Origin of the sequence: Thalassospira mesophila, assembly GCF_002115755.1 — a bacterium.
In the GTDB taxonomy this organism is placed as follows: Bacteria; Pseudomonadota; Alphaproteobacteria; order Rhodospirillales; family Thalassospiraceae; genus Thalassospira; species Thalassospira mesophila.
Genome location: NZ_JFKA01000008.1, coordinates 33,950 through 60,064, shown reverse-complemented (window position 1 = coordinate 60,064; position 26,115 = coordinate 33,950). Strand labels below are relative to the sequence as shown.

Here is a 26,115-nt window from a genome sequence, read left to right as displayed (position 1 = left end):
ATTACAGGCTTTTTTGGTCTTTACGCGTTAGAACCGGCTGCATCTTCTGCGGCATTATCGGCTTTTAACGTCCGCAGGTCGGCTTCGTTAAAACCGTAATGGGTATTGCAGAACTGGCACGTCACACCGACTTCGCCGGTATGGGCTTCGCGCATGTCGAGCAATTCTTCCAGCGGATAGGATGCCAGCGCCCCTTCGATTTTATGGCGCGAACAGCGGCATTTGAACTGCAAATGGTCCTGGTCAAACACACGCGGTTCTTCGTCATGAAACAACCGCCAGATCAAATCATGCGCCGAAAGCGAAATATCAACCAGTTCGGTCGCGGTGGCACTGGCCATCAAAATTTTGGCGCGGTTCCAGTTATCCTGCCATTCGGCATCCTGTTCGGGGGTTAGCGCATCGCCCGATGCACTGCCGGGCAGGCGTTGCACAAACATGCCACCAACCCACCATTCGCGGTCGGTGTCGCCACGATGGACTTCCATCTTGAACGCGGTTTCAAGCTGTTCGGACTGCTTGAAATAGGATTCGGCACATTCCGACAGGGTTTCGCCTTCCAGCGACACAATGCCCTGATAGCGTTCATGGTCGTCGCCCTGATCGACGGTAAAGGCAATATGCCCATGCCCCATCAGTTTATGAACCTTGCCGCGCAACGCATCTTCGCCACCTTCTTCGGCAGCGATCATGGCGTTTAGCCGGTCTTCATCGACCCGCAAACAGGCGCGGATGTTGCCATCGCTGTCCACATCCACCACCATCATGCTGATCGGCCCGTCAGATGATGTCTGAAGGGTAAAAAGCCCTTCATATTTCAGGGCGGATGACAACAAAACCGCCAGCGCGACGATTTCAGCCAGCAGGTCATTTGCCAGCGCAGGATAGTTATGCTGCCCGACAATGGTTTGCACGCTCGGCCCGAGGCGGGCAAAGCGGCCACGAATGTTGGAATGGTCCAGCGTAAAGGGCTGACAAAAATCGACAGCAACTTGCATGATCAGGTTCCGATGGTTGCAATTTCATTTCAAATGCCAAAGGGGCGAACATTGCTGTCCGCCCCGAAATCTGTCCCTAATCTAGGACGAAATCTTATGCTGGCAAGCCGTTAAAGCAGTATAGCAGAATGCCCTTTTGTGCATGCAGACGATTTTCAGCTTCGTCAAACACCACAGATTGCGGGCCATCAATGACGGCATCGGTCACTTCTTCGTTGCGGTGCGCAGGCAGGCAATGCATGAAAATAGCATCCTTAGCCGCTTTCGCCATCGCCGCATCATTGATCTGATAGGGGGTTAAGGCCGCCATGCGGGCATCATAATCCTTGTCGCCCATGGAAACCCAGCAATCAGTGACCACAATATCGGCCCCCGAAAGGGCATCGTTAAATTCAGTCAGACGGACTTTTCCACCCGCCGCATTTGCCGCTTCAATCAGCCCTTGCTGCGGGCGATAGCCAACCGGACACGCCATATCAAGCGAAAAGCCGAATTTTGACGTCGCATGGATCATCGATGTCGAAACATTGTTACCATCGCCAACCCAGGCAAATTTCAGCCCTTCAAGCTTGCCTTTATGTTCGCGCACCGTCATCAAATCCGCCATGATCTGGCAGGGGTGGCTTTGATCGGTCAAGCCGTTAATCACCGGCACCGTGGCATATTGTGCCAGTTCCAAAAGTTTGGATTCATCGGTGGTGCGGATCATAATGGCATCGACATAGCGCGACAGAACACGCGCGGTATCGGCAATGCTTTCCCCCCGGCCAAGCTGGCTGCTTGCAGCATCGAGCACGACAACATCGCCGCCCAGCTGGCGCATCCCGACTTCAAACGAAACCCGGGTTCGGGTTGAAGGCTTTTCAAAAATCAGCGCCAGCGTTTTGCCTGCCAGCGGCTTGGCCCCAAACGGGGCCTTGCCTGCCTTTTCGTTGTCTCCCAACGCCAGAATATCGTGCAGCGTCCCAGTGGACATGCCTTCGATATCCAGAAAATGTCTGATATCCGTCATTAAATCATTCCTTACGAGGTAAAGGCAGCCGCCACGGCTTCAATCGCCGCCAGCGCCTCGTCCACCTGGGTTTTTGTGATGTTTAACGGCGGCAACAGCCGCACAACATTGTCGCCTGCCGGAACCGTCAGCAGGTTTTGGTCGCGCAGTTTGACCACCACATCACCATTATTCGGGACCATTTTCATGCCCAAAAGCAAGCCGGTGCCACGCACCTCGTCAATGAAACCGGGATGTTTGGCGGAAATTTTCGCCAACCCGTCACGGATCAATTTGCTCATGGCCAGAACGTTATCAAAAAATCCCGGCTTTAAAACTTCGTCCAGCACCGCATTTGCCGCCGCCATCGCCAGCGGATTACCGCCAAAGGTGGAACCGTGCATGCCCGGTGTTAAGGCCGCAGCGGCCTTTTCATTGGCCAAAAGTGCGCCGACCGGAAAGCCCCCGCCAAGCCCCTTGGCCGAAGAAATAATGTCGGGCAGCATATTGGACCATTCATAGGCAAACAGCTTGCCAGTCCGGCCAATGCCGGTTTGCACTTCGTCAAACATCACCAGCAGGCCATATTCGTCAGCCGCCTTGCGCAACCCTTCCAGATACCCTTCCGGGGCAGGCATAATGCCGCCTTCACCCTGAATGGGTTCCACCAGGATACCGGCGGTTTTTTCGGTAATGGCATTGCGCAATTCATTTAAATTGCCAAACGCCACCCGGTCAAACCCTTCGGGCATCGGCCCAAAACCTTCGCGGTATTTGTCACTGGCCCCGGCGGTTAATGTGCCAATGGTCCGGCCATGAAAAGCATTGCTGGCAACCAGAATGCGATTCTTTTCAGAATGACCGTTCACATACTGATAGCGGCGCAGCATTTTCAAGCCCGCTTCGTTGGCTTCAGCCCCGGAATTGCAGAAAAACACGGTATCGGCAAATGTATGCTCGACAAAGCGCTGCGCCAGTTTTTCCTGGCCCGGTACGCGGTACAGGTTCGAGGTATGCCAAACCTTTTTGGCCTGTTCGGTAATCGCTTCCACCAGATGCGGATGCGCATGGCCCAAACAGTTTACGGCCACACCCGACCCGAAATCGAGGAATCGTCGCCCATCCTGCGCATAGAGATAAGGTCCTTCACCTTTCTCAAAGGCCAAATCGGCCCGCGCATAGGTCGGCATGACGGGTGTAATCACGGTTTATTTCCTCGATTAGGGTAAAATTCCATTCCTGACCAGATGGTCAGCACCGGCAGAATACCGGAAAGCTGCGGAGTATCAAGAGATTCCCGGCCTCTGTCAATGCGGCAAAATACGCTTTTCGATGCGGCGCACAAATAAGTTGGGCAGCATCCGATGCCGAATGCTGCCCAAAAACGGAATTTAATGCTGAAAAAGGCGCTATCCCGCCCGCGTCAGGCCTTCAGTTTGTAGCCTGTTTTGATCATGCGATAACACAGGATCGACAGAAAGATATTTACGCACAAAAGCACGATGACGCCGGTTGTGATCGATCCGTCCGACACGCCGATAAAGCCATAGCGAAAACCATCGATCATGTAGAAAAACGGATTAAAATGGGCCAGCATCCGGCCCGCTTCGGGCAAATGTTCGGCACTGTAAAAAGTACCGGACAAAAACGACAGCGGCGTAATGACAAAGTTGGTGACAACGGCGATGTGGTCAAACTTTTCCGACCACACACCCCCGGCAATCCCCAAAAGCGACAGCATCAGCGATGCCGAAATGCCAAAATACAGGATCGCCCAGATATTATGAATTTGCAGATCAACAAAAAATGCCATGGCAATAATCGTGACCGTACCCACGATAATACCACGGGTGACAGCGCCAAGGGCAAAACCGGCAACCAGTTCAAATGCCGACAATGGCGGCATCAAAACATCGACAATATTGCCCTGTACCTTTGAAATCAGGATAGAACTTGAGGTATTGGCAAACGAGTTTTGCGCCATGGTCATCATCACCAGACCCGGGGCAAGAAAGGTCGCAAACGGAACGCCATTAACGGTTTCAACCGCCCGGCCAAGGGCCAGAAGGAAGACCGCCAGAAACAGAAGACTGGTGACCACAGGCGCGCCAACGGTTTGAAGATGCACGTTCAAAAAACGGCGCACTTCCTTCGCATACAGCGTCCACAGGCCGAGCCAGTTAATCGCGCCCAATTGACGCGGTGCAAGCTCTTGCATTGGTTTTCCTCGAAATTCACAGACAATTGCCGGTAAAATAGGGATAGTTGCACCCCAAACGCAAGGGCAGCCCGCAAAGAGTTATGTCAGAACGCAAAATTTCATCATTCCGTACCCCCGGCCAAGCGGACCTTGACGCCCACGGCGACAGCCCCGATGACCGGCACAACACCACGCGACCCACCGCGCGCCGCGACCGGCAAACCCCGGCCGAGAAAAAGCCGCGCCGGGTGACCCGTGACTATTTAATGAATTATGCCACCTGGTATCTCGAACGCTTTACCGCATCGCGGGCGCGGCTGGAAAAACTGATGCGCGGCAAAATCCGCCTGTCGATTGCCCAATACGACACCGACCCCCAAGAAGCCGAAGACTGGATGAAAAGCGTTTTAAATACCTGCGAAACAGCGGGCTTCCTCGACGATCAGGCCTATGCGCTGGGCCGGGCGCGATCCATGTTGCGCAAGGGCAAGGCGATTCGCGTGATCGGGGCTGATTTGAACGCACGCGGCATTGCATCCACCCTGGTCGATCAAACCATCACCGATTTGCGCGACGAGGCCGATGATGCCGCCCACACCGACATGCGCGGTACCGACCCCAACCTGGCCGCCGCAGCCGCCTATGCGCGTCGCCGCCGCCTTGGCCCGTTTCGCCGCCCCGACCAGCGCGAAGAAAAACACGACAAGGATCTGGCCGCCCTGGCCCGGCAGGGGTTTTCCTATGATATCGCCACCCGCATCATTAATAGCGACACCGGGGACCTTGAAAACCTTTTGCAAATTATTGATGGCCTTTAAGCGGGCATGATATTTTATACATCCCCTCACTTCATCACCCTTTGATGACAGGAACCAAACATGACCGTCACCATTTACCATAACCCGCGCTGTACCAAATCGCGCCAGGCACTGGCCCTGATCGAGGAACACGGCATTACGCCCACCGTGGTGGATTATTTAACCACCCCGCCCAGTGTCGCCGAGCTGAGCGCCATTCTGGCAAAACTGGGCAAAGGCCCGGAACAGATTATGCGCAAAAAAGAAGCCCGCGAAGAAGGCATTGCCGATTTAACCGGTGATGAACTGATTGCCGCCCTGGTGACCCATCCGCGCGCGATTGAACGCCCGATTGTTGTGAACGGCGACAAGGCCGCCCTTGGCCGCCCGCTCGAAAATGTGCTGGCAATTTTATAAGCGGCGCTTCACACGCAAACAGATTTCGCCTGTTACCAACGCCTGTGCCAAAAATGCACGGGCGTTTTTCGTTATTAATAAAAGTTATCGGCAGCAAAGCAGGTTATGTCACAGTGAGTGATGTAAAAACGTGACCGCGATTACAATAAACGCACCATCGGGAGGCCAAAGATGATTGCCGCATTTGCCCTGATCCTTGTTTGCCAGCTTTTTGGCGAAGTCTTGTCCGAACTTTTCAGCCTGCCGGTGCCCGGCCCGGTGATTGGCTTGGGGCTGTTGTTTATTGGCCTGCTGATCAAACGCAAACCGCCCAAGGAACTGACCGATGCGGCCGATAATTTGCTGATGCATTTTTCGTTGCTGTTTGTGCCTGCCGGTGTGGGCGTTATCACCCAGATTGACCGGTTAAAAAGCGACTGGTTGCCGATTGCGGCATCGCTGGTGATTTCCACCTTGCTGACCATCGCGGCCACCGCGTTTTTAATGTCAAAATTACTGCCCAAGGCACCCGCCACGCCAGACGCCGCCATCCCCGCCACCAGCGATAAAGGGGCCAAATGATGGAACCGGCTGATCTGACACAATTATGGGTCTATCTTTCGACCAAACCGCTGACCGGGCTGACGATTACGCTGGTCGCCTATGCCATCGGTTTCTGGCTGTATCAAAAAAGCAACCGTAATCCGGTTTGCAACCCGGTGGTCATCGCCATTGCCATCATTGCCGCCATATTGCATTTCACCGGCACCCCTTATTCGGTGTATTTTGACGGCGCACAGTTTGTTCACTTCCTGCTTGGCCCCGCCACAGTGGCGCTTGCCGTGCCGCTGTTTCGCCAGATGGAAACGTTAAAACGGGCCTTGCCTGTTATTATCTTTGGCGTGCTGTTCGGGTCCTTAATGGCAACGGCCAGCACCGTTGCCATCGCCCATTTACTGGGTGCCAGCATGGAAACACTGGCGTCCCTTGCCCCCAAATCGGTTACCACCCCGGTTGCCATGGGCATTGCCAAGGAAATTGGCGGGGTGCCCGCGCTGACCGCTGTGTGTGTGATTGTTACCGGCATTGTCGGGGCCACATTGGGCCCGGCGGTGATGAATATGATTGGCCTGACCGACTGGCGCGCCCGTGGTTTTGCCATGGGGGTGGCGGCACACGGCATTGGCACCGCGCGCGCCTTTCAGGTTAACCAGACCGCCGGGGCATTTTCGGGGCTGTCGATGGGGTTAAACACCATCGCCACCGCCCTGACCGTTCCGTTTTTATGGCATTGGCTGTTTGGGTAAGGCGGCGGGGGATGCAGCGATTGCAGGGGTCTCAGCGGTTACTTTGAAACCGCTTCACCCTGCAAAACCGTCCCCTTAATTCCGGTTATCCGTACCTGATCGCCTGTTTTTAACAATTGGCCGACATATAACCGCCAGGTGGTACCATCCAGCACGACGCGGGTTTCGCCGTCGATCATGTCGTGGGGCAGGGTAATGACCCGGCCGCGAAATTGCAGTTCGCGCTGGTTCAACCCCGGCGCGTTGGCATTGTCATCGTCACCTTTGGCATTGATACGGCGCATCACCCAGCGCCGCCCGGCAAACGTCGCCACCACACCGCACAGGGCAAACACCAGCAACTGGATTTCAAGGCCCATACCGCCAAACAAAAGTTTGGCAATACCGGTTACGACAGCGGCAAAAGCCACCCATAAAAAGAAGACCCCCGGTGCCAGCATTTCGAACACCAGCAAAATGGCGGCCAGACTCCACCAGTGCCAATAGGTCACCCCCACCGAAATCAGAAAATCCACCTTGGTTGACCTTTCATGGTTAACGCAATGACGGGGCATCAGGCCGCGCCAAAAGCCGCCTGATGCCCGCATCATCAATCCGTGGCTGTGTGCCTTCGCACATCACAGTCCGAACGTGACGAGCCGAGCCGAGCCGAAAACAAAACCGTGCCGGGTGGTTATTTACCACCCCACGGGCCGGGATGGGCGTTTGCGGCACCGCCAGCACCAGCAGCACCACCACTGTCACTGCCCAGGTTGCGGATCAGTTCGGTCACGCCGCCAATGGACCCGACAACGCCGGACGCATCAAGTGGCATAAACACCAGTTTGCTGTTGGGGCTGGACGCAATTTGCGACAGGGATTCAACATATTTCTGGGCAACGAAATAATTGATCGCATTAAGATCGCCCTCGGCAATGGCCTTCGACACCACCAGTGTGGCTTCTGCTTCGGCCTGGGCGGCACGTTCGCGGGCTTCGGCATCGCGAAAGGCGGCTTCGCGGCGGCCTTCGGCTTCCAGAATTTTGGACTGTTTTTCACCTTCGGCCCGCAAAATTGCGGCTTCGCGTGATCCTTGCGCCTCAAGGATTTGTGCGCGTTTTTCACGTTCCGCCTTCATCTGGCGGCCCATTGCATCGACCAGGTCACGCGGCGGGGTAATGTCTTTAATTTCGACACGGGTAATTTTAAGGCCCCACGGGTCGGTCGCGCTATCAACCACGGAGAGCAGCCGTTCATTGATCTGGTCCCGCTGGGACAACAACTGGTCCAAATCCATCGAGCCCACCACGGTGCGCACATTGGTCATCGACAGGTTCAGGATCGCCACTTCCAGCCGGTTGACCTCATAGGCGGCACGGGCAGCGTCAATCACCTGATAAAACACCACGCCATCAACCGTGACCATCGCATTATCCGACGTGATCACTTCCTGGGATGGCACATCAAGCACACTTTCCATCATGTTCATTTTGCGGCCGATGCGGTCGATTAATGGCACAATGATGTGCAGGCCCGGTCTCATGCTACGGGTAAAACGGCCAAACCGTTCCAGTGTGTATTGATAGCCCTGCGGTACGATTTTGACACTTTGCAGAATAATAAAAACCGCCAGCACAGCAACGACGCCAGCAAAAATCGGAAAATCGAATGACATTTGGGTATTCCCTGAAATGTTTACGGCAAAAGCCAAAAAAAGGAATAGAACCGGCACCCGGTATCCACAACTGTTATTCGATCATATTATTGTTAGTGCGACTTTTCGTTAGACAAACAGTGAACCGGGCCACAGCAAAAAGCTGGCAACGTTTTTGCTGCCAGCTTTTCAAGATCAACAGTCCGATCATTTTATTCGGCGCGCAACCGTCCCAGAAATTCACCAACCTTGGCTTGCAGGGTTTCAATCCGTGCCGACAGGTCGGACATGGAATGTTCCAGTTCGCCTGCCGCCGTGCCGCCGTCGCTGGCGGCATGTAAAACCGCATCAATCGTATCGACCACTTCGGTCGAACCGATCGAGGCACTGTGCGCACTTGAGGCGATTTCATTAACCGCCGTATTTTGTTCGGCCACGGCCGATGAAATACCATCGGTAATCCCGCTGATCGAGGCAATGGTCCGGGTGACCTTTTCAATCGCCTCCACCGTCATGCGGGTTTCGTTCTGGATCGAGCCGATTTGCTGGGCAATTTCGTCGGTTGCCTTGGCGGTCTGATTGGCAAGGTTTTTAACCTCCTGTGCCACCACGGCAAACCCTTTGCCCGCTTCACCGGCCCGCGCAGCCTCGATTGTGGCGTTTAGCGCCAGCAAATTGGTCTGGGCCGCAATTTCGTTAATCAGGCTCACCACTTCGCCAATGCGTTCGGCGGCAACGGCAAGCCCGCTAACCATTTCATTGGCGCGCGAGGCTTCGTTAACCGCGTTTGTGGCAATCGCAGTCGATTCTTCCACCTGCCCGCCAATATTATTGATCGAGGCGGATAGTTCCTCGGTCGCGGCGGCCACCGTTTGCACATTGCGCGCGGCATCATTGGCGGCGTTGCTGACATTGTTGCTTTGCGCAATCGAATGATTGGCAGATTGGCTCATTTGCCGGGCCGAGTGCATCATACCTTCGGTTGCCTGTCGTACCGATGCAATAATTTCCCCCACCGATGCATCAAGCTCGGCTGCCAGCACATTGCGCTGGTCGCGACGTTCTCCTGTCGCTTTGCCTTCGGCAATCCGTTTGGCGTCCTCGGCCTCGCCAATGCGCTGGGCGGCTTCACGCCAGCGCAACAGGCCCTTGGCAATTACGCCAACCTCGTCATTTCTGTTGGTATGGGGCACCTCGGCCGAGAAATCACGGCCCACAAACTGTTCAATGGTTTCGCCCAATTCATGGAACGGCCCCAACTGGCGCCGCAGCAAAATTGCAAGCAGGATGGTGGCAATAATCGCAACGATAATACCGGCAATAATAATGCGCATGCCGATAGATCCCGACACCGCCGCCACCTTGGCCTTTTCAATGCCAACATACAAAATGCCCTGTACGACCCCGGCGGTATTAAAAATCGGGGTGTATTGGGTGACATATTCCTTGCCCAGAATAAGGGCTTCGCCGCGAAAGGTTTTACCAGACGTTACCGGGCCATAGGCCGCACTGCCATTGCCCAGAAAAGTGCCCACCGCACGCGTGCCATCGGGTTTGATGATGTTGGTTGAAACGCGGATGAAATCCTTTTTATCGGGAACCCATTGAAACACCGTGGCGGTTTCGCCGGTGGCGGTGCCAATTTTGTCGATCATGGCGTGGGATGATAAATCGGGAATTTCGGGCATCACCAGGCGGGTTGTTTCACCGGCCTTGTCGATGGTGACTTTTAAATCCGGGGTCTGGTCCTGAAAAATCAGGGCTGCGACACGCAAATTCAGTTTTTGGGATTGCAGGCTGGTATCGCTGACCTGTTGCGAAACACGCTGCATGATCACGCCCCCCAGCAGCATGATCCCCACAATCAGAATCACCACAGATGCCGCAGTGACTTTAAAGACAATGCTATTCTTCATCTCAGAGGTCTCTCCCGTTTACGCCCCTGACAGGAATTCGCACGGTAGGACGGCGAAACAAATTGCCGGGGTTTTCTTACCTGTTGGGAACAGGCATGAAAATCACAATACAGGAGAAAGAATTAATTTCACACACGCAAAAGACGAGACTGAAAAAAACTGCACCAATTTCAAATGATTACTATTCCAGTCTGGAAACAGACCAAGGCGCAACACCCGCAACCATGGGTGAAAATCAGTATTCGACCCGAACAAAATAAAGCCCGTCTGCCGGGGCAGTGGGGCCACCAGCGCTGCGGCGTTTTGCTTCAAGTGCCGTTTTCACGTCAAGCGGTTGCCAGCTTCCCTTGCCCACCAGCACAAGGGTGCCCACCATATTACGCACCTGATGATGCAAAAAGGACCGGCTTTCGGCATAGATGCGTATTTCATGCCCCTCGCCCGCGACCACTTCCAAACGTTCCAGCGTTTTGATCGGGCTGTTGGCTTGGCATTCGGTGGCGCGAAAACTGGTAAAATCAAACGTACCAATCAAATGTTGGGCGGCTTCGTTCATCGCGGGAATATCAAGGGATTTATAAACCCCCCATGCCAGCCCGGCTTCAAAGGTCAGCGGTTGGCGGCGGTTGATAATCCGGTACATGTAATAGCGTTTTTTCGACCCGAACCGGGCGTGAAAATCCTGATCGACCATTTCGGCACTGATCACGGCAACGGGGGCAGGTTGCAAATAATGGTTCAGGGCATTCATCACCGCCTCGGCGGGATAAACCTTTTCCAGATCAAAATGCACCACCTGGCCCAGCGCATGCACCCCGGCATCGGTCCGCCCCGAGACATGAACGCGGACAAAGGTTTTCACCAGCTTTTCAAGGGCTGCTTCAAACACCTTTTGTACGGAAATCACGTCATCCTGATACTGCCAGCCATGATAGGGGCGACCATCATATTCGACAGTGCATTTGTATCTTTGCATCGCAGTCTTGTATCTCGGGGGTTAAAACAGAACGAGGGGTGCCAAACACCCCTCGTCCCGAATAGCTGGTTCTTGTCGCAAGCCGCGTTTATTTAACGCTGTCGCGATCAAAACCAAGACGCAAACGCAGGGCGTTGAGCTTGATAAAGCCTTCGGCATCGCGCTGGTTGTAAACAGTGTCGGCTTCAAAGGTGACGTGGGCTTCGGAATAAATCGAGTTGGGCGATTTACGGCCGGTCACGGTGACATTACCCTTATACAGATCAAGGCGCACAACGCCGTTAACGGTTTTCTGGGTATCATCGATCAGGCGCTGAAGGGCCTGACGTTCCGGCGACCACCAATACCCATTATAGATCATTTCGGCGTAACGCGGCATCAGCTCGTCTTTAAGATGGCCTGCATTACGGTCCAGCGTGATCGATTCCATCGCACGGTGCGCGGTTGCCAGAATGGTGCCGCCCGGGGTTTCGTAAACGCCGCGCGACTTCATGCCAACATAGCGGTTTTCGACCAGATCCAGCCGGCCGATACCGTTTTTACCGGCAACATCGTTTAGCGCGGTCAGAAGGGTGGCCGGGCTCATGCGTTTGCCGTTAATGGCAACGGGGTCGCCCTGCTCAAATTCGATTTCGATGGTGGTGATGGCGTCAGGTGCGTTCTGCGGGGAAACGGTGCGCATGAACATGTTTTCGTCCGGCTTGCCCCACGGGTCTTCCAGCGCCTTGCCTTCATAGGAAATATGCAAAAGGTTGGCATCGGTCGAATAGGGGGGCTCATCGCCGCCAGCCTTGTCAGCCGAAATCGGAATCTGGTGCTTTTTGGCAAAATCGAGCAGCATGGTGCGCGAGTTCAGATCCCATTCACGCCACGGTGCAATCACCCGAACGTCAGGTTTCAGCGCGTAATAACCCAGTTCAAACCGAACCTGGTCATTGCCCTTGCCGGTTGCGCCGTGCGACACGGCATCAGCCCCGACCATTTCGGCGATTTCGATCTGGCGCTTGGCAATCAGGGGCCGTGCGATCGAGGTGCCAAGCAGATAAACGCCTTCGTAATGGGCATTGGCGCGGAACATCGGGAAGACATATTCACGCACGAATTCTTCGCGCAGATCCTCGATGAAAATTTCTTTCACGCCAAACATTTCGGCTTTTTTGCGGGCAGGTTCCAGTTCCTCGCCCTGGCCGAGGTCGGCGGTGAAAGTAACGACTTCGCAATTATATTCTTCGCGCAGCCATTTCAGGATAATGGAGGTATCCAGCCCGCCCGAATAGGCAAGCACCACCTTTTTAACCGGATTGCTCATGCTGTGACGCCTTTCTTCTTCCGATGTTGTGCCGGGGCAGCGTGGTTTCGCCGTCATCCCGTGTTATCACGGGGACCAAAACGAAACATTCACCAATCTGGACCCTGGACCTTGCGCGCGGAGTATAGGAAAACCCATGTGACGGGCAAGGGCCAAGATGCGCCTGCCCGTAAAAACGCGTAAATTTGACGTGCTTTTTTAACAGATTCGGCGATTATCCACACCAATATGGCAAATAACATCGAAGAAACCGAAATTGACCTGCCGCGTTTGGGCCCTGTGCCGGTGCGCCTGCGCAGCAGTGCGCGCGCGTCGCGGCTTAAATTGCGGATCGATCCGGGCTTCGATGGCGTGGAAGTCGTCGTTCCCAACGGTATATCGCGTAAAACCGCCCTGTCGATGCTGCGCCAGCATGTCGACTGGATCGAAGCGCACCTGTCACGCCTGCCCGACCGGGTCTTGTTTGTACCCGGCGCGTGGGTGCCATTTTTGGGCAATGAACATGCCATTCGCGCCGTTCCCGATGCCAAACGCGGGGTGTGGGCGGAATCCGGCGTGATCTGGGTTTCGGGCGCCATGGAACACAGCAACCGGCGAGTCGCCGACTGGCTGAAAAAACAGGCCAAACTGGAAATCGCCCCGCGCGCCCACGCCTATGCCGAGGAAATCGGCAAAAAAATCAACCGCATCTCGATCAAGGATACCCGCACGCGTTGGGGCAGTTGCTCGTCGGGCGGCAATTTATCCTTTAGCTGGCGGCTGATTTTGGCCCCCGAAGACGTGCTGGATTATGTCGTCGCCCACGAGGTTGCCCATTTGCAGGAACTTAACCACAGCTCGCGCTTCTGGAAGGTGGTTGACGACCTTTATGGATCCTCAGCCAAACAGCAACACTGGTTAAAACGCAACGGGTCCGGGCTACACCGGTTTGGCGCGGGCGAGTAATTTCTTTACCTGCGGCATTTTGAAATGCCATTACAGTTTATAAAAGCCGAGCGCCCTTTCACCCTTTTCGTCCCTGTCATGTCCAAGGTTTCTTATGCTGATCCCGCTTCAAACATTGCTGGTTTTTGTGCCCACCGCCCTTGCCCTTAATATGACGCCGGGCAACGACATGCTGTTTTGTCTGGGGCAGGGCATTAAATCCGGCCCGCGGGCGGGGCTGGCGGCCAGCTTTGGCATATCGACCGGCGCGCTTGTGCATACATTACTGGCCGGTTTGGGGCTGGCGGCTTTGTTGGCTTCCCACCCGGTTGCGTTTCAAATGCTACGCTGGGCGGGGATATCCTATCTGGTGTGGCTGGCATTCCAGGCATTTAGAAACCGCAACCAAACATTGAAGGCCGCCGAAACCCGCAAGGGATCGGCCATTCGGGCATGGCGGGACGGCATTGTGGTTAATTTGCTGAACCCGAAGATCATTGTTTTTGTGCTGGCGTTTTTACCGCAATTTGTTGACCCCAAACGCGGGTCGGTTTTGCTGCAATTCCTGCTTTTGGGGCTAATCCTGAATATCGGCGGCACCATCATTAACTGTCTGGTTGGCGGGTTCGCCGGCAAACTGGGGCAGTTTTTGGCCCGTTCCGCGCGCATCGCCCGTGCATTTCAGGTTTTTACCGGCTGCGTTTTTTTGGCCCTTGCTGCCAAGCTGGCCTTTGATCAGAAGGCATAAAACCCGAAACGGGCGATATTACAGCACACATCCGGCATCGCGCAGATGGGGCAGTTCATCGCGCAGAAACGCCAAAAAACTGCGTTGCACGTTCGATAATTCGCGGTTGGCATGAAACACCGCCACATCCCACGAAATTTCCGGGGTAAGGGGGCGCGCCACCACCCGGTCCTGATCGACCAGCAAAGCAGCAAACGGGTCACTGATCGCGATGCCAACATTGCGTTCCACCAGCCGTGAAATGGTGCGCACCGTGCGGGCCTCGACCGCGATGTGGCGCAGGCGCCCGGCAATTTGAAAAATATAGTCAACCTTGGTGCGCAGCGGGCTGCCGTTGCTTAGCTCGATAAATTTCTCGCCGCGCAGCAAATCAATATCAATGGTTTCAAACCCGGCCAGCCTGTGATCGCGCGGCATCAGGCAAACGGCACGGCATTTTGCCAGGCGCATCATCGCCACATCGCGGTCCATCAGATCAAGCGTAATGCCAATGCCCAAATCGCAATTTCTCGATGTGACCATTTCCAGTATGCCTTCCATGCCGGAATCGGTAATGCTGACCGACACATTGGGGTGTAACGCCTTGAATTTGGCGATAACATCCAAAAGATAGGTGTCGACATAAATCGGCTGGGCGGCAATGCGAATGCTGCCGAGCTGCTGGTTGGCAATGGCGCGCGCACTGCTTTCAAGGTCGCGAAAACCGTTCAGGGTCCGTAACACTGTGTGGTGGAACTGGGCGGCTTCCTCGGTCGCGACAAGCTGGTTGCGTTTACGGACAAACAACGCAAATCCCACCGATTTCTCCAGACTTGCCAACATCCGGCTGACCATCGGCTGGCTGATATTCATGGCCTCGGCCGCCTTGCTAACGGTGCCATAGGCCATGAAAGCATTAAAACTTTCCAGCTCGCGTAAATTCATGCCACCCCCTCCGCATAGGTTTCAGTATTTACATAAGTAATACTGAAATTAATTTTTTGCTTCAATAGTTATAGTTTGCCATGTTTCAGACACAAAACAAGAAGCATCAACTTGGCAATAACGCCATCACCTCCAGGGAGACATGAAAATGTTTCGTCATCTGAAGAAAGCTGCACTGGGTGTTGCAGCTCTTGCTTGCGCAACGGCATTTGCGTCGGCAGCACAGGCTGATTCCTACCCGGAAAAGGCCATTACCCTTGTTGTTCCTTACGGCGCCGGTGGCGCCTCTGATCTGGCTGGTCGTGCGCTTGCAGAAACTGCGCGCAACTACACCAACGAACAGCCGGTCATTGTTGTGAATAAAACCGGTAACGGCGGCATGAACGGCGCGCGTTTCGTAACCGAATCCGATCCCGATGGTTACACCCTGCTGCTGTCGCGTGTTGGCATGGCGCTTTATCCGGCGGTTTATTCCGACAGCCCCGTCGCATGGGATGACTACACCTTTTTGGGTATTCTCGAAGCAACCCCGATGATTTTGGCGGTTAATGCCGAGTCTGATATCAAAACCATTGATGACCTGATTGCCAAGATCAAGGAAAGCAACGGTGCCACCACCTATGCCGCATCCGGCCCCACCGCGATTGACGGCTTTTCGGTTCAGGCTTTGCTGTCTGATGCCGGTCTTGACCCGTTAAGCGCATCGACCCTGGTGCCTTACAAAGGCGGCGGCGCGTTGGCAGCAGCCCTTTTGGGTAACCATGTTGACTTCCTGGCCATTTCGGCCGGTTCGCTGATGCCCCATATCCAGGCTGGCAAAATGCGCGCCCTGATGGTGTATGCCCCCAAACGTATGGCTGATTTGCCCGACGTTCCGACCGCAAAAGAACTGGGTTATGCAACCGCAGCCCAGGTTGGCGGCTGGAGCGGCCTTTACGCCCCCAAAGGCCTGCCCGACGATGTTGTTGCCAAATGGAAAGACATCCTGGGTAAAGTTGCGACCAACGAACAGTGGCTTGATCTGGCCAAAAAACGTGGTTCCATCTCGGTTATCGGTGATGAAGATCCGTCAACCTATGTCAAATCCCAGTTCGACCTGTATCATGGTCTGGCTGTGAAATTTGGTTACATCCAGTAAGATTTTACCCCGTTTTTAGGATGCGAGGCGGAACCATGATCCCCAACCGCGATTTTTACACCGGACTGGTGGCAACGGCATTTTTTGCCCTTGTTCTGTTTGTTCTGATCCCGGTCTATGTTCGGGTTCCGTCCTTTATTCCGGGGTTTGCCCCGCCCCCTGACATGTGGCCCCGCGTTATTGGCTGGGTCGGCGTTGTCATGGGGGCGTTGGCCCTGGTTCTGGCGGTGCCTAAAATGCGCCGCCGCTCCAGCGACCAGATCACGCCGATTGGTGCCTATTTGTGTGCCAACCGCATTTTTGCCTACCGTTTTATCTGCATGATCGCGGGCTTTGCCGCCTTTGTGTATCTGATGCCGAAAATCGGCTTTCTGACCGCAACCATTGTGTTGCTGGCCTTCCTGTTCATCATGACCGGCGATTTTACCAAACGGGCATGGATGATCGGGCTCAGCATTATTTTTCCGATTTTCCTGTATGTGGTTTTCACCGAAATCACCCATACCCCTTTCCCGCACGGCAAATGGTTTTCCCTTGCCCGTCTGCTGCATTTGATCTGACGAGAAAACACCATGTGGAATGAATTGCTTGGCGCCTTTGTCGCTGTCGCGACACTGCCCAATTTTATCGTTATGGCTGCCGGGATCTGGGGTGGAGTCATTATTGGTGCTATCCCTGGCATGACCGGCACCATGGCCGTAACGCTGGCATTGCCCTTTACCTTTTATATGCCGCCCGTTACCAGCCTTTTGCTTTTGGTCGCCCTGTATAAAGGGTCAACCTATGGCGGGTCGATTTCGGCCATCCTGATCAAAACACCGGGCACTGCATCGGCGGCCTGTACGGTGCTGGACGGCTACCCGCTGGCCCGCGAAGGCAAAGGGGGCAAGGCGCTTAATATGGCGCTGGTCTCAAGCTGCATTGGCGATTTTATTTCCAACATTTCGCTGATCTTTCTGGCAGCCCCACTGGCGATTTTTGCCCTGCGTGTCGGCCCGCCGGAATATTTCATGCTGATGGCCTTTTCGTTGACGATTGTTGCCAGCATTTCCGGGCGTTCGTTGTTGCTGGGCATTGTTGCTGCCTGCCTTGGCCTGTTGCTTGCGACCGTTGGCGAGGACATGTACGGCTCGTTTCGCTTTGCCATGACCGAAGACATGAAAAGCGGCCTTGGTGTGGTGCCGGTGCTGATCGGTTTGTTTGCCCTGCCTGAAATGCTGAAACTTGCCATTTTCCGGCCCGAGGAAAACACCCAGGCCATGAAACTGGGCGATAACCGCCTGACCATGAAGGAATTTCGCGGCAGCCTGAAAACAATCATTCGGGGCAGCTTCATTGGCGTTATTTTAGGTGCTATTCCCGGTATTGGCCCGTCCACCGCGGCGTTCTTTTCCTATAGCGAAGCGCGGCGCACCTCGAAAAACGGCGACCGGTTTGGCGAAGGCGAACTTGAAGGTATTGCGGCATCTGAATCGGCCAATAACGGCTGCTGCGGTGCCACCATGATCCCGCTTTTGGCCCTTGGGGTGCCCGGTGACGTGATTACGGGTGTGATGCTCGGTGCTTTCATGATCCACGGCCTTACCCCCGGCCCGCTCTTGTTTCAAAACAATATCGGCGAAGTTTATTCGCTGTTTATCGGCATGCTGTTTAGCTCGGTCTTCCTGTTTATCGCAGGCAAACTAACCGCCAGCGGCTTTGCCAAAATCTCGCGTATTCCACAGCAATTGCTGCTGCCCTGTATCGTTATCCTGTGTGTTTTTGGCATCTATTCGGTTTCTTCAAGCCCGTTTGACGTTGCCGTGCTGCTGGTAATGGGGGTTGTCGGCTTTGCGATGATGGTGCTGAACGTTCCTGCGGCACCGTTCCTGATCGCCTTTATCCTTGGCCCGATGTTTGAAGACAATATGCGTCGTTCGCTCGCCATTTCGCGCGGTGACCTGAGCATCTTCTTCCAGTCATGGATTTCCTGGGGATTCTTTATCCTGACCATTCTGTTCGTGGCCCTGACCATTCGCCGCGAATGGCAAAAATGGCGCAGCAACGTGCGCGCCGCCAATTAATTCGAGACACAAGAAGCTGAAAAATGACCCAAACCAACATGTCCCGCCTGCACCTTGCCATCGATATTCTGGGCAAGCTGGTGGCGTTCGACACGACCAGCAAGAACTCGAATCTCGGCCTTATTCGGTATGTGCAGGATTATCTTGCCCAGTACGACATTGAAACCACGCTGTTCTATGATGAAACCGGTGAAAAGGCCAATCTGCTGGCCACCATCGGCCCCAAAGACGTGCCCGGTATTGTTCTGTCCGGCCATACCGATGTGGTGCCGGCGCTTGAAAAAGGCTGGGTAAGCCCGGCTTTTGACATGACCGAACGCGACGGCAAATTGTTTGGCCGCGGTACGGCCGATATGAAAGGCTTTGCCGCCTGCGCGCTGGCCCTGATCCCGGAACTGGTCAAACAGGACCTGGCCATTCCGTTTCATCTGTGCCTGTCTTATGATGAAGAAGTCGGCTGCCTTGGTGTTGGCAGTATGGTGGAGCATTTGGCAAAAATTGATCATCCGCCGCGCCTGGCTGTTATTGGCGAACCGACGGAAATGAAGGTAATTAACGGCCAAAAAGGCAAATATTCGATGCGCGTGACCGTGACGGGCACCGCCGGGCATTCGTCCTTTGCCCCCGATCACGTCAATGCCATTGAATATGCGTCGCGTGCCATCGCCCTTATTTCCGATGTCGCCCGCGAAATTGAAACCAACGGCCCGTTCGACCCCGATTTTACCGTGCCGCACAGCACCATGCTGACCACCACCATTTCGGGCGGCACCGCCACCAATGTGACGCCCGACAGTTGTGAATTTACCTTTGAAATTCGCCACTTGCCCGACCACGATGCCGCAGCCGTGATTGACAACATCAAAACCCGCATCACGCAAACACTGGATGCCGAAATGAAAGCCCGCGAAGCCGATACCGGCTTTGAATGGGAAGAAATCTTTCATTATCCGGGCATGGGCGATTGCACCGATGCCGAAAGCTTTGCCCTTGTTCGCAACATCATCGACGAAGTTTCGGGCAAGGTTTCATACGGTTCCGAAGGCGGAATCTTTGAAAAACAGGGCAATATTCCGTCCATCATTTGCGGCCCGGGCTCGATCACACAGGCCCACAAACGCAACGAATTTGTCGAGATATCCCAACTCGACGAATGCCTGGCTTTCCTGGAGAAGTTGGGTCATCAGGCGGTGAAAACCCCGTCCTGATCCGGCTTTGATAACGTGACACCCCCTTGATCTGCATCCACGACACCTCCCCGCGTCCACCACAGGTCAAGGCGCTTATCAAGGTCTTTCCAGCGGTTCCGGATGCTCCCTTTCGGAACTGAGAATGCCTTCCTCGGGCCGGATTGTCGCCAACCGACATCCGGCCTCTTTTTTTATGCCCGATGAAAATTGCGAAGCTTGCCACCCGGCTTACGATGCGACACGTGCGTTTCCCGGGTCAGATATGATCAGCTGCGAGCAGCAAAATGCGCGGGCCCGGAGGGTTCAATTTTGACGGCGTTTGACGGCGTTACACCGCTTGCCCGATGCGCCGCATCGCGCGGCGCGCTGTGCCTTGCCAAACGGCACGTCAAAATTAAACAAAATGGGTCTTATTAAAGGAAATATGCTCTAAAGACTATCTGCTGGTACTGCCGCTAAAACCGGAATTGAATTTTTTCCAGCTGTCATTCTCGCCCATACGAATAGAGCGCATCGAGGCGGCCTTGCCCAAAGATCGCACCGGTAAATCCTGATGGGCATGGAGCATAAAAGACTTCCACATGCTGGCGGGCAAACCGCCACCGGTGACTTTGTCCATCGGCGATCCGTTATCATTGCCCATCCACACCCCGGCGACCAGATCGGCGGTATAACCGACAAACCAGGCATCGCGATAATCCGATGTGGTGCCGGTTTTCCCCGCCGCCGGGCGGTCCAGCAGGGCATTTTTACCCGTGCCGTTGGCAATCACAGCGGCCAGCATATTGTTCATTTCGCCCGCCGTGACCGGGTTTAAAACCCGGGTCATGTAACCGCCTTCGCGTTCATACAAAATATTGCCATCCTGACCGACAATTTTGGTAATAGCGTGCGGGATAATGTTAAACCCGCCGTTCGATACAACGGCATAGGCCGATGTCATTTCCAGCAACGTAACTTCGCTTGTACCCAGTGCCAGGCTGGGTTCAGCGGGCAGGTCCGACGACACCCCCAGGGCATGGGCCATATTAATAACTTTATTCAACCCGGTTTTCATCGCCACTTCCACCGCGATGGTATTGTTCGATGTTGCCACCGCATCGCGCAACGACATGGTGCCATGGTGTTGCCGGTCAAAGTTGCGCGGGCTCCAGCCCTTCACGGTAAACGGCTCGTCGCGCATCCAGTCATCGGCGTGCATGTCATCTTCAAGGGCGGCCAGATAAACAAACAGTTTAAACACCGATCCGGGTTGGCGTTTGGCCTGTGTCACCCGGTTATACTGGCTTTGGAAAAAGTTTTTACCCCCCACCATCGCCCGAACCGATCCGTCTGGCGTCATCGCAACCAGTGCGCCCTGACTGGCGCGGCGCTTTTCGGCTTCCTTGCTGTCAAGCACCCGGCTGACTGCTTCTTCGGCGGAATCCTGCAAGTTTGAATCAAGCGTCGTATACACCACCATATCCTGGTCGTGATAGCCGACATAATCGGTCACCCGGTCCAAAATCCAGTCGGTGAAATAGCGCACATCAGGGCCACCGCGCCCGCTCGCCGACGCGGTTGTAACGGTGGTATAATGGTTTGTTCGGGCCTGCTCTTTGCTGATCGCGCCGGTATCAAGCATCGCATTGATCACTTGATTGGCCCGTTTGGCCGCCGCTTCAGGCGCCACCAGCGGGTTATAGCGGCTAGGTGCCTTGGGCAGGCCCGCCAGAACCGCCGCCTGATACAGCGACAAACGGCGCGGATCAACGCCAAAATACTGCTGCGAGGCGGCATCAATGCCATACACGCCCGAACCGAAATAAATGCGGTTTAAATACAGCGACAGGATTTGCTGTTTGGAAAACTTAACTTCCAGCCACAGCGACAACAAAACCTCTTCGACCTTGCGGCCATAACTGCGTTCGGGCGACAAAAACAGGTTTTTGGCCAACTGCTGGGTAATGGTGCTGCCGCCTTCGGCGATGTGCCCGCGCCAGATATTGGTCACAAGGGCCCGGCTTATGCCGATAAGATCGATACCGAAATGATGATAAAAGCGCCGGTCTTCAATCGATACAAACGCCTGCCCGACATAATCTGGCAGATCGCCCACCTCGACCGGGCTGCCGTAACGGTCGCCGTAATTGGCCAGATTAACGCCATCAATGCTCATGATGCGCACCAGTGGCTTGCGCTGGGTGGCAACATCAAAATCAATTTTGCTGGTCAGATCATAACCATAATAGGCCGCAAGCCCGCCGCACAACACCACGGCCCACACCGCCATCACCATCATGATCTGGGCGATCAGCATGGGGCGCGGTACCAGCGCCCCCAGCATGGATGAAAAAGACCGCTTTGCCCCCCCACGGCGACGCCCCGAGGAACGGCGAGAAGAACGACGTCTGGGTGTCGCAGATGATTTTCGAGTAGGTCGCTTCGCCACAATCGTCCTCTAAACCTGAAATAACCGGGATGGGCACGTAAAACCGCCACCCAAAACAGGCAAATCCTGTTTGAGCGGCATATGCAACAGGCAGGGACAAACACGATACCAGGCGGGCAGTGAAACATCATTTCCCTAAGAAACAGTGTTTGCATGCCGACAAAATATTCGTTTTACAACCCGCTGCCGGGCTGCGTGAAGGCCTTCCAAAACAGGATGGCTTTCATCGCATAACTGGTTTGAGATTTATTGAAGATAGTCCCGTTCGGCCCGGCATGACCCCCGCCATGCAGATCCGATACGTCGCCCCCAAAGCCCCGCAAACGCAATTGCGTGTCAGCTTAACACAAAGTGGCTGTAATATTTCCAAATTTGAATAATTACAGCCTGCTGCTTTGGTTTAACCACATTGCATCACCGCGCATCAATGCGCACCACCTCGCACCGCTGCGGCCACGCCAGCCGTCAGGCAAAAATCCCCCCGGCAATTGCAGCGCGGCCCTGCCCAGCCAAAAATCATGTTTGTCAGTTCCGGGCGTTATTGCTTAGCGGCGGGTTGGGGTCCACCCAGTGCCGTTTCCAGAAATCGGTCACACCATCTTCCTCGATCAGGCGCTGGCTGGTGCCACGCGCCACCGAGCGAATTGAAAATCCCTGCATCGCATCAAGCATGAATAACCGCCACAGCGATGCCACCTCGACATCGGGGCGAATGGCCGGTGCGCGGCTTTTATCGTCATTGCCCACCCAGACGACGGTGTATAAATCGGCGGTAAACCCGGCAAACCACGCATCGCTACCGCGCCCGGCCAAGGCCCCGAACCCGACAAAGGGCCGGTCCAGCCGCACCTGCGGGTCGGTCACACCTGCCAACATGCTGTTAACCGCCAGCATCGCCTCGTCGGTTAGCAATTTTTCGCTGCTTTGTTGCATACGCTGATACAAAACCGGCTGGCCTTCCGCCGTCGAGCTGATCGAATTAACAATGGTAATTTCGGGTGCGACCCCACCATTTAGCGACAGCACATGCAGGCGTGCAATATCGGGCAGTGTCACCGGGTCAAGGCCAACAACGGTTCGGATATCCTCGGAAAGCGGGCTTGCAATGCCAATCTTGGCGGCAAAATTGCGCACATTATCCAGCCCGAACGTATCGGTCAGTTCGACCGGCACGGTATTCACATCCCGGGCAAAGGCATCGCGCAGCGAAACCTGCCCGCGATATTTGCGGTCCGGGTTAACCGGTTTCCAGCCGCCGACTTCCTTGCGGTTATCGCGCACCCATTGAGCCGGATCCGGGTTTTCATTAAGGGCGTAATAATAGGGTAAAATTTTAATCATGCGCCCGGGATAATGGCGCACATTCCATGCCCGGTCCTGCGACATCGGGTCATATTGGGTACCGCCCACCATGGCACGCACCCGCCCATCCGGGCTGATCGACAATAACGCCGCCTGGTCGGCCCCCCGGGGTTGCAGGCGCAATTTGCTAACTTCGGTTACCGCTTGCTGCGCCATCATTTGCATCCGGGCATCAATGCTGGTGACGACCCGCAAATCCTTGCTGGTATAACCGATCCGGCGGGCAACTTCTTCCATCACCAGATCAATCACGTATTGCGAATAATCCCCTTGGTTAACTTGCGGGGACAGTTGCGGTGCCGTGCGCGACAGGGCGGCAATCTGTTCGGGGGCGATCATTTTAAGGGTCGCCATTTCCTGCAGCACAATATTGGCCGCATGCGCGGAGGCCGCCGGGAAATGCAACGGATTAAGCCCCACCGGGTCATTCATTGCCACCGCAAGGACGGCCGCCTGATGCAGGCTCATATCCTCGGCCGGCACGCCAAACAAAATGCGCGATGCTGCGGTTACGCCGAAAATACCCGATCCGGCATATCTGCGTTCAAGATAAGACCGCAAAATGGTGCTTTTATCAAACCGCGCTTCCAGCCACAAAGCGACCAGCAATTCTTCCAGATTGCGCACCGATCCGGTTTCGGGCACCTCAAAAAAACTGCGCGCCACCTTCATGGTCAGAGTTGAACCCGGCGCATCATCGCCCGATACAATGCGCGTGATGTCGCTCAGGCTCACCCCTAAATGGTGGTAAAATCCGGGATCAGAAGCCGCGACAAAAACATTCTGCAACCGTTTTGGCAGCGAATTTAACGACACATCCTGGCTGTAATGCCCCTTAACCGTTTCAAGCACAGTGCCGTCAAATCCAACAATCTGAACATCCGGGCTACGGTCCGCCTTGCGGCTGAAATCAAGCTGGCTTTTGATCGTTACGGTAACGAAAGTCGCGATCCCGCCGCTTACCAGCAATATGATCGTTGCCACCACCAGCCGCACACGCCGTTTGCGCCGCCTTATTTCACCCAGGCGGCGATCTTCGATTTCTTGCAGGGCTGCCTGTGCCGCATCTGCGCCACTTCGTTTGGTTTCGTTATTTTCAGCCACGTCCCAATCCGCTCATATCGCAGGTTTATTTTTACTTTTTGAGTAAACGCTCAATGCCTTAACAAATAGTAGCAAATGCATACCCGACCCGCCATTGCCTTGGCACGTTCTGCGTAATGAAACGGATCAGTCATCTGCGCATCCGCGCACAAAACCCCCGGTACGGCATAAATATGCGCGGTGCGATCGTGTTATACGGCTTTCAAACTTTCGATATAGGCGCACAGCATGTCCGCCAATGCATCGGAATAAGTGTCAATTTCGCTTGCTGTCCGCGGATGTTCGGAAAACCGCTTTCCCACCTCGCCCAACGTTGTCGCAATTAAATCACCTGCCAGTTTGCGCACGCTCTCATCACAATCAGGCAATACCTCTTTCATAAAATCCTGTATCGCCTGTTTCCCTGTTTCTTTGGCGGTGCGGGCTTCGGGGGCATCGCGATAAAGCGGGGCGGCATCATTTAACGCCACCCGCATAGCGGCCTCGTCACATTCCGAACGGACAAAGGCATGAACAAGGGTTCGCAACCGCTCAGGCGGCAGCAATGAAGTGTCCTTGAGGATGCCGAGCAACAAACCGTTTGTTTGCTGCCATTCATCGCTTTGCAACCGAAACAGGATCGCCGCCTTGTTGGGGAAATACTGATAGAGCGACCCCACACTGACCCCGGCCTTTTCGGCGACCCGGGCGGTGGTAAATCGTTGTGCGCCTTCTTTGGCTAAAACCTGAATAGCAGCTTGCAAAATTGCCGAAACAAGGTCGGCCGAGCGGGCCTGTTTGGGCTTTCTGCGCAAGGAAATCCGCGGCTTTTGGGGGGCTGTCATATCGGCACCTGGCAATGCGAATAGTAAACGTGAACAATTAATCGTATTTTTGCCAAGGCGCAAGACCGCGCCTGATAATCACCGGAGAATGGGATGACGCCCCTTAATACCCTGACCAGCAGCCCGCTTGCCGCGTTGCTGGACCACCTGTTTAACGAAGCGGCCAAAATGTCGCCACGCGCTGCCGTGGCCGACATTTCACCTGCCGAACAAACCCGCCTGATGCACAGCAAAACCGAGTATCAAGAATTTTATACCCGCCTGAAAGACCAGCCCCTTGCAGTATCACGCGCAACGGGCAGCTTGCTTTATATGCTGGCACGCAGTTGCAACGCCCGCACCATTGTTGAATTTGGCACCTCGTTTGGTATTTCAACCCTGCATCTTGCTGCAGCCCTGCGCGACAATGGTGGTGGCAAACTGATCACCGCCGAGTTTGAACCCTCCAAAGTCGCCCGCGCACATGAAAACCTGACCACCGCCGGCCTGATCGACCTTGTAGAAATTCGCCATGGCGATGCCTTGCAAACGCTGCGCGATGACCTGCCCGAAACAATTGATCTGGTCTTGCTCGATGGGGCCAAGGCGCTATATCCCGAAATTCTGGAGTTGGTTGAAAAACACCTGAAACCGGGCGCGTTGATCCTTGCCGATAACGCCGATTACAGCCCCTATTATCTCGAAATCGTGCGCTCACCCGCCCTGGGATATATGTCGATCCCGTTTGACGAGGATGTTGAACTTTCCATACGGCTTGGCTGAAAAGCATCATTTATCAACCAGACAACCACCTGAATAACAGGCGCAAAATGCCCGAAACGGGCCGCGCCGCGCCGTACCAAAGCCATTTATTACAAAATAATTTTCGCGGGCATCGCCGTTTT

At 54.8% G+C, this 26,115-nt stretch carries 24 protein-coding genes; 11 read left to right on the top strand and 13 right to left on the bottom strand.

Features of this window, described 5'->3' with window-relative positions:
- Positions 1 to 20: 20 nt before the first annotated feature.
- The 4 genes from hslO to TMES_RS16120 all read right to left on the bottom strand — a co-directional run bounded on the left by hslO (position 21) and on the right by TMES_RS16120 (position 4,207).
- Complete coding sequence (hslO, locus tag TMES_RS16135) at positions 21 to 998, bottom strand: Hsp33 family molecular chaperone HslO (protein ID WP_085584407.1); 978 nt, start codon at positions 996 to 998, stop codon at positions 21 to 23.
- A gap of 94 nt (positions 999 to 1,092) precedes the next feature.
- Positions 1,093 to 2,010 (bottom strand): ornithine carbamoyltransferase, encoded by a 918-nt coding sequence (gene argF / locus TMES_RS16130; RefSeq protein ID WP_085584405.1) that lies wholly within the window; start codon positions 2,008 to 2,010, stop codon positions 1,093 to 1,095.
- Positions 2,011 to 2,021: 11 nt separating this feature from the next.
- A complete protein-coding gene (locus TMES_RS16125) occupies positions 2,022 to 3,194 on the bottom strand; it encodes an aspartate aminotransferase family protein (protein ID WP_342746319.1) in 1,173 nt (390 codons plus the stop codon).
- A 218-nt stretch (positions 3,195 to 3,412) separates the two neighbouring features.
- Entirely contained in the window at positions 3,413 to 4,207 is a 795-nt protein-coding gene (locus TMES_RS16120) for an ABC transporter permease (protein ID WP_085584403.1), read from the bottom strand.
- Positions 4,208 to 4,290: 83 nt separating this feature from the next.
- On the opposite strand from TMES_RS16120, the gene TMES_RS16115 reads away from it, so the two are divergent.
- The 4 genes from TMES_RS16115 (at position 4,291) to TMES_RS16100 (ending at position 6,689) form a co-directional block, all read left to right on the top strand.
- On the top strand, positions 4,291 to 5,007 hold the full coding sequence (locus tag TMES_RS16115; protein WP_085584401.1) for a regulatory protein RecX: 717 nt from the start codon (positions 4,291 to 4,293) through the stop codon (positions 5,005 to 5,007).
- A 60-nt stretch (positions 5,008 to 5,067) separates the two neighbouring features.
- Complete coding sequence (gene arsC / locus TMES_RS16110; RefSeq protein WP_085584398.1) at positions 5,068 to 5,403, top strand: arsenate reductase (glutaredoxin); 336 nt, start codon at positions 5,068 to 5,070, stop codon at positions 5,401 to 5,403.
- Between the two features lie 171 nt (positions 5,404 to 5,574).
- Positions 5,575 to 5,964 (top strand): CidA/LrgA family protein, encoded by a 390-nt coding sequence (locus TMES_RS16105; protein WP_085584396.1) that lies wholly within the window; start codon positions 5,575 to 5,577, stop codon positions 5,962 to 5,964.
- On the top strand, positions 5,964 to 6,689 hold the full coding sequence (locus TMES_RS16100) for an LrgB family protein (RefSeq protein WP_085584394.1): 726 nt from the start codon (positions 5,964 to 5,966) through the stop codon (positions 6,687 to 6,689). Before TMES_RS16105 ends, TMES_RS16100 begins: the two co-directional genes overlap by 1 nt.
- A 38-nt stretch (positions 6,690 to 6,727) precedes the next feature.
- Here the strand turns inward: TMES_RS16100 and TMES_RS16095 are convergent, their stop codons facing one another.
- The 5 genes from TMES_RS16095 to TMES_RS16075 form a co-directional block, all read right to left on the bottom strand.
- Positions 6,728 to 7,204, bottom strand: coding sequence for an NfeD family protein (locus TMES_RS16095; RefSeq protein ID WP_158091252.1), 477 nt, complete (start codon positions 7,202 to 7,204; stop codon positions 6,728 to 6,730).
- A 158-nt stretch (positions 7,205 to 7,362) separates the two neighbouring features.
- Complete coding sequence (locus TMES_RS16090) at positions 7,363 to 8,343, bottom strand: SPFH domain-containing protein (RefSeq protein WP_085584389.1); 981 nt, start codon at positions 8,341 to 8,343, stop codon at positions 7,363 to 7,365.
- 191 nt (positions 8,344 to 8,534) lie between these two features.
- Entirely contained in the window at positions 8,535 to 10,238 is a 1,704-nt protein-coding gene (locus tag TMES_RS16085; RefSeq protein WP_085584387.1) for a methyl-accepting chemotaxis protein, read from the bottom strand.
- 235 nt (positions 10,239 to 10,473) lie between these two features.
- Entirely contained in the window at positions 10,474 to 11,214 is a 741-nt protein-coding gene (gene truA / locus TMES_RS16080; RefSeq protein WP_085584385.1) for a tRNA pseudouridine(38-40) synthase TruA, read from the bottom strand.
- An 88-nt stretch (positions 11,215 to 11,302) separates the two neighbouring features.
- Positions 11,303 to 12,523, bottom strand: coding sequence for an argininosuccinate synthase (locus tag TMES_RS16075; RefSeq protein WP_085584384.1), 1,221 nt, complete (start codon positions 12,521 to 12,523; stop codon positions 11,303 to 11,305).
- A 228-nt stretch (positions 12,524 to 12,751) separates the two neighbouring features.
- Here TMES_RS16075 and TMES_RS16070 point away from each other — a divergent pair, with 228 nt between their 5' ends.
- The gene (locus TMES_RS16070; protein ID WP_085584382.1) at positions 12,752 to 13,468 is read left to right on the top strand and encodes a M48 family metallopeptidase; all 717 of its coding nucleotides are present in this window, start codon (positions 12,752 to 12,754) and stop codon (positions 13,466 to 13,468) included.
- A 94-nt stretch (positions 13,469 to 13,562) separates the two neighbouring features.
- A complete protein-coding gene (locus TMES_RS16065; protein ID WP_085584380.1) occupies positions 13,563 to 14,195 on the top strand; it encodes a LysE family translocator in 633 nt (210 codons plus the stop codon).
- An 18-nt stretch (positions 14,196 to 14,213) separates the two neighbouring features.
- Here the strand turns inward: TMES_RS16065 and TMES_RS16060 are convergent, their stop codons facing one another.
- Positions 14,214 to 15,119 (bottom strand): LysR family transcriptional regulator, encoded by a 906-nt coding sequence (locus TMES_RS16060; protein WP_085584378.1) that lies wholly within the window; start codon positions 15,117 to 15,119, stop codon positions 14,214 to 14,216.
- Positions 15,120 to 15,267: 148 nt separating this feature from the next.
- Between TMES_RS16060 and TMES_RS16055 the strand changes: the two genes are divergently transcribed.
- The 4 genes from TMES_RS16055 to argE are packed head-to-tail and all read left to right on the top strand — an operon-like array spanning position 15,268 to position 19,528.
- Entirely contained in the window at positions 15,268 to 16,257 is a 990-nt protein-coding gene (locus tag TMES_RS16055; RefSeq protein WP_085584576.1) for a Bug family tripartite tricarboxylate transporter substrate binding protein, read from the top strand.
- Positions 16,258 to 16,292: 35 nt separating this feature from the next.
- Positions 16,293 to 16,817, top strand: coding sequence for a tripartite tricarboxylate transporter TctB family protein (locus TMES_RS16050; protein ID WP_085584376.1), 525 nt, complete (start codon positions 16,293 to 16,295; stop codon positions 16,815 to 16,817).
- Positions 16,818 to 16,829: 12 nt separating this feature from the next.
- Entirely contained in the window at positions 16,830 to 18,320 is a 1,491-nt protein-coding gene (locus TMES_RS16045; protein ID WP_085584374.1) for a tripartite tricarboxylate transporter permease, read from the top strand.
- A 23-nt stretch (positions 18,321 to 18,343) separates the two neighbouring features.
- Positions 18,344 to 19,528, top strand: a complete 1,185-nt coding sequence (gene argE / locus TMES_RS16040) for an acetylornithine deacetylase (protein ID WP_085584372.1) — start codon at positions 18,344 to 18,346, stop codon at positions 19,526 to 19,528.
- 418 nt (positions 19,529 to 19,946) lie between these two features.
- Here the strand turns inward: argE and TMES_RS16035 are convergent, their stop codons facing one another.
- From TMES_RS16035 to TMES_RS16020, 3 genes are all read right to left on the bottom strand, one after another.
- Positions 19,947 to 21,809 (bottom strand): transglycosylase domain-containing protein, encoded by a 1,863-nt coding sequence (locus tag TMES_RS16035; RefSeq protein ID WP_245835484.1) that lies wholly within the window; start codon positions 21,807 to 21,809, stop codon positions 19,947 to 19,949.
- 657 nt (positions 21,810 to 22,466) lie between these two features.
- On the bottom strand, positions 22,467 to 24,407 hold the full coding sequence (locus TMES_RS16025) for a transglycosylase domain-containing protein (RefSeq protein ID WP_085584365.1): 1,941 nt from the start codon (positions 24,405 to 24,407) through the stop codon (positions 22,467 to 22,469).
- Positions 24,408 to 24,598: 191 nt separating this feature from the next.
- A complete protein-coding gene (locus TMES_RS16020; protein WP_085584363.1) occupies positions 24,599 to 25,231 on the bottom strand; it encodes a TetR/AcrR family transcriptional regulator in 633 nt (210 codons plus the stop codon).
- Between the two features lie 93 nt (positions 25,232 to 25,324).
- Here TMES_RS16020 and TMES_RS16015 point away from each other — a divergent pair, with 93 nt between their 5' ends.
- Positions 25,325 to 25,993, top strand: coding sequence for an O-methyltransferase (locus TMES_RS16015; RefSeq protein ID WP_085584361.1), 669 nt, complete (start codon positions 25,325 to 25,327; stop codon positions 25,991 to 25,993).
- Positions 25,994 to 26,115: the final 122 nt, after the last annotated feature.

Bases quoted from the DNA above. Each gene is read 5' to 3' on its own strand.
- hslO (WP_085584407.1), bottom strand. From the start codon at position 998: ATGCAAGTTGCTGTCGATTTTTGTCAGCCCTTTACGCTGGACCATTCC.
- argF (WP_085584405.1), bottom strand. From the start codon at position 2,010: ATGACGGATATCAGACATTTTCTGGATATCGAAGGCATGTCCACTGGG.
- TMES_RS16120 (WP_085584403.1), bottom strand. From the start codon at position 4,207: ATGCAAGAGCTTGCACCGCGTCAATTGGGCGCGATTAACTGGCTCGGC.
- TMES_RS16115 (WP_085584401.1), top strand. From the start codon at position 4,291: ATGTCAGAACGCAAAATTTCATCATTCCGTACCCCCGGCCAAGCGGAC.
- arsC (WP_085584398.1), top strand. From the start codon at position 5,068: ATGACCGTCACCATTTACCATAACCCGCGCTGTACCAAATCGCGCCAG.
- TMES_RS16105 (WP_085584396.1), top strand. From the start codon at position 5,575: ATGATTGCCGCATTTGCCCTGATCCTTGTTTGCCAGCTTTTTGGCGAA.
- TMES_RS16100 (WP_085584394.1), top strand. From the start codon at position 5,964: ATGGAACCGGCTGATCTGACACAATTATGGGTCTATCTTTCGACCAAA.
- TMES_RS16090 (WP_085584389.1), bottom strand. From the start codon at position 8,343: ATGTCATTCGATTTTCCGATTTTTGCTGGCGTCGTTGCTGTGCTGGCG.
- TMES_RS16085 (WP_085584387.1), bottom strand. From the start codon at position 10,238: ATGAAGAATAGCATTGTCTTTAAAGTCACTGCGGCATCTGTGGTGATT.
- truA (WP_085584385.1), bottom strand. From the start codon at position 11,214: ATGCAAAGATACAAATGCACTGTCGAATATGATGGTCGCCCCTATCAT.
- TMES_RS16075 (WP_085584384.1), bottom strand. From the start codon at position 12,523: ATGAGCAATCCGGTTAAAAAGGTGGTGCTTGCCTATTCGGGCGGGCTG.
- TMES_RS16070 (WP_085584382.1), top strand. From the start codon at position 12,752: ATGGCAAATAACATCGAAGAAACCGAAATTGACCTGCCGCGTTTGGGC.
- TMES_RS16065 (WP_085584380.1), top strand. From the start codon at position 13,563: ATGCTGATCCCGCTTCAAACATTGCTGGTTTTTGTGCCCACCGCCCTT.
- TMES_RS16060 (WP_085584378.1), bottom strand. From the start codon at position 15,119: ATGAATTTACGCGAGCTGGAAAGTTTTAATGCTTTCATGGCCTATGGC.
- TMES_RS16055 (WP_085584576.1), top strand. From the start codon at position 15,268: ATGTTTCGTCATCTGAAGAAAGCTGCACTGGGTGTTGCAGCTCTTGCT.
- TMES_RS16050 (WP_085584376.1), top strand. From the start codon at position 16,293: ATGATCCCCAACCGCGATTTTTACACCGGACTGGTGGCAACGGCATTT.
- TMES_RS16045 (WP_085584374.1), top strand. From the start codon at position 16,830: ATGTGGAATGAATTGCTTGGCGCCTTTGTCGCTGTCGCGACACTGCCC.
- argE (WP_085584372.1), top strand. From the start codon at position 18,344: ATGACCCAAACCAACATGTCCCGCCTGCACCTTGCCATCGATATTCTG.
- TMES_RS16035 (WP_245835484.1), bottom strand. From the start codon at position 21,809: ATGCTGATCGCCCAGATCATGATGGTGATGGCGGTGTGGGCCGTGGTG.
- TMES_RS16020 (WP_085584363.1), bottom strand. From the start codon at position 25,231: ATGACAGCCCCCCAAAAGCCGCGGATTTCCTTGCGCAGAAAGCCCAAA.
- TMES_RS16015 (WP_085584361.1), top strand. From the start codon at position 25,325: ATGACGCCCCTTAATACCCTGACCAGCAGCCCGCTTGCCGCGTTGCTG.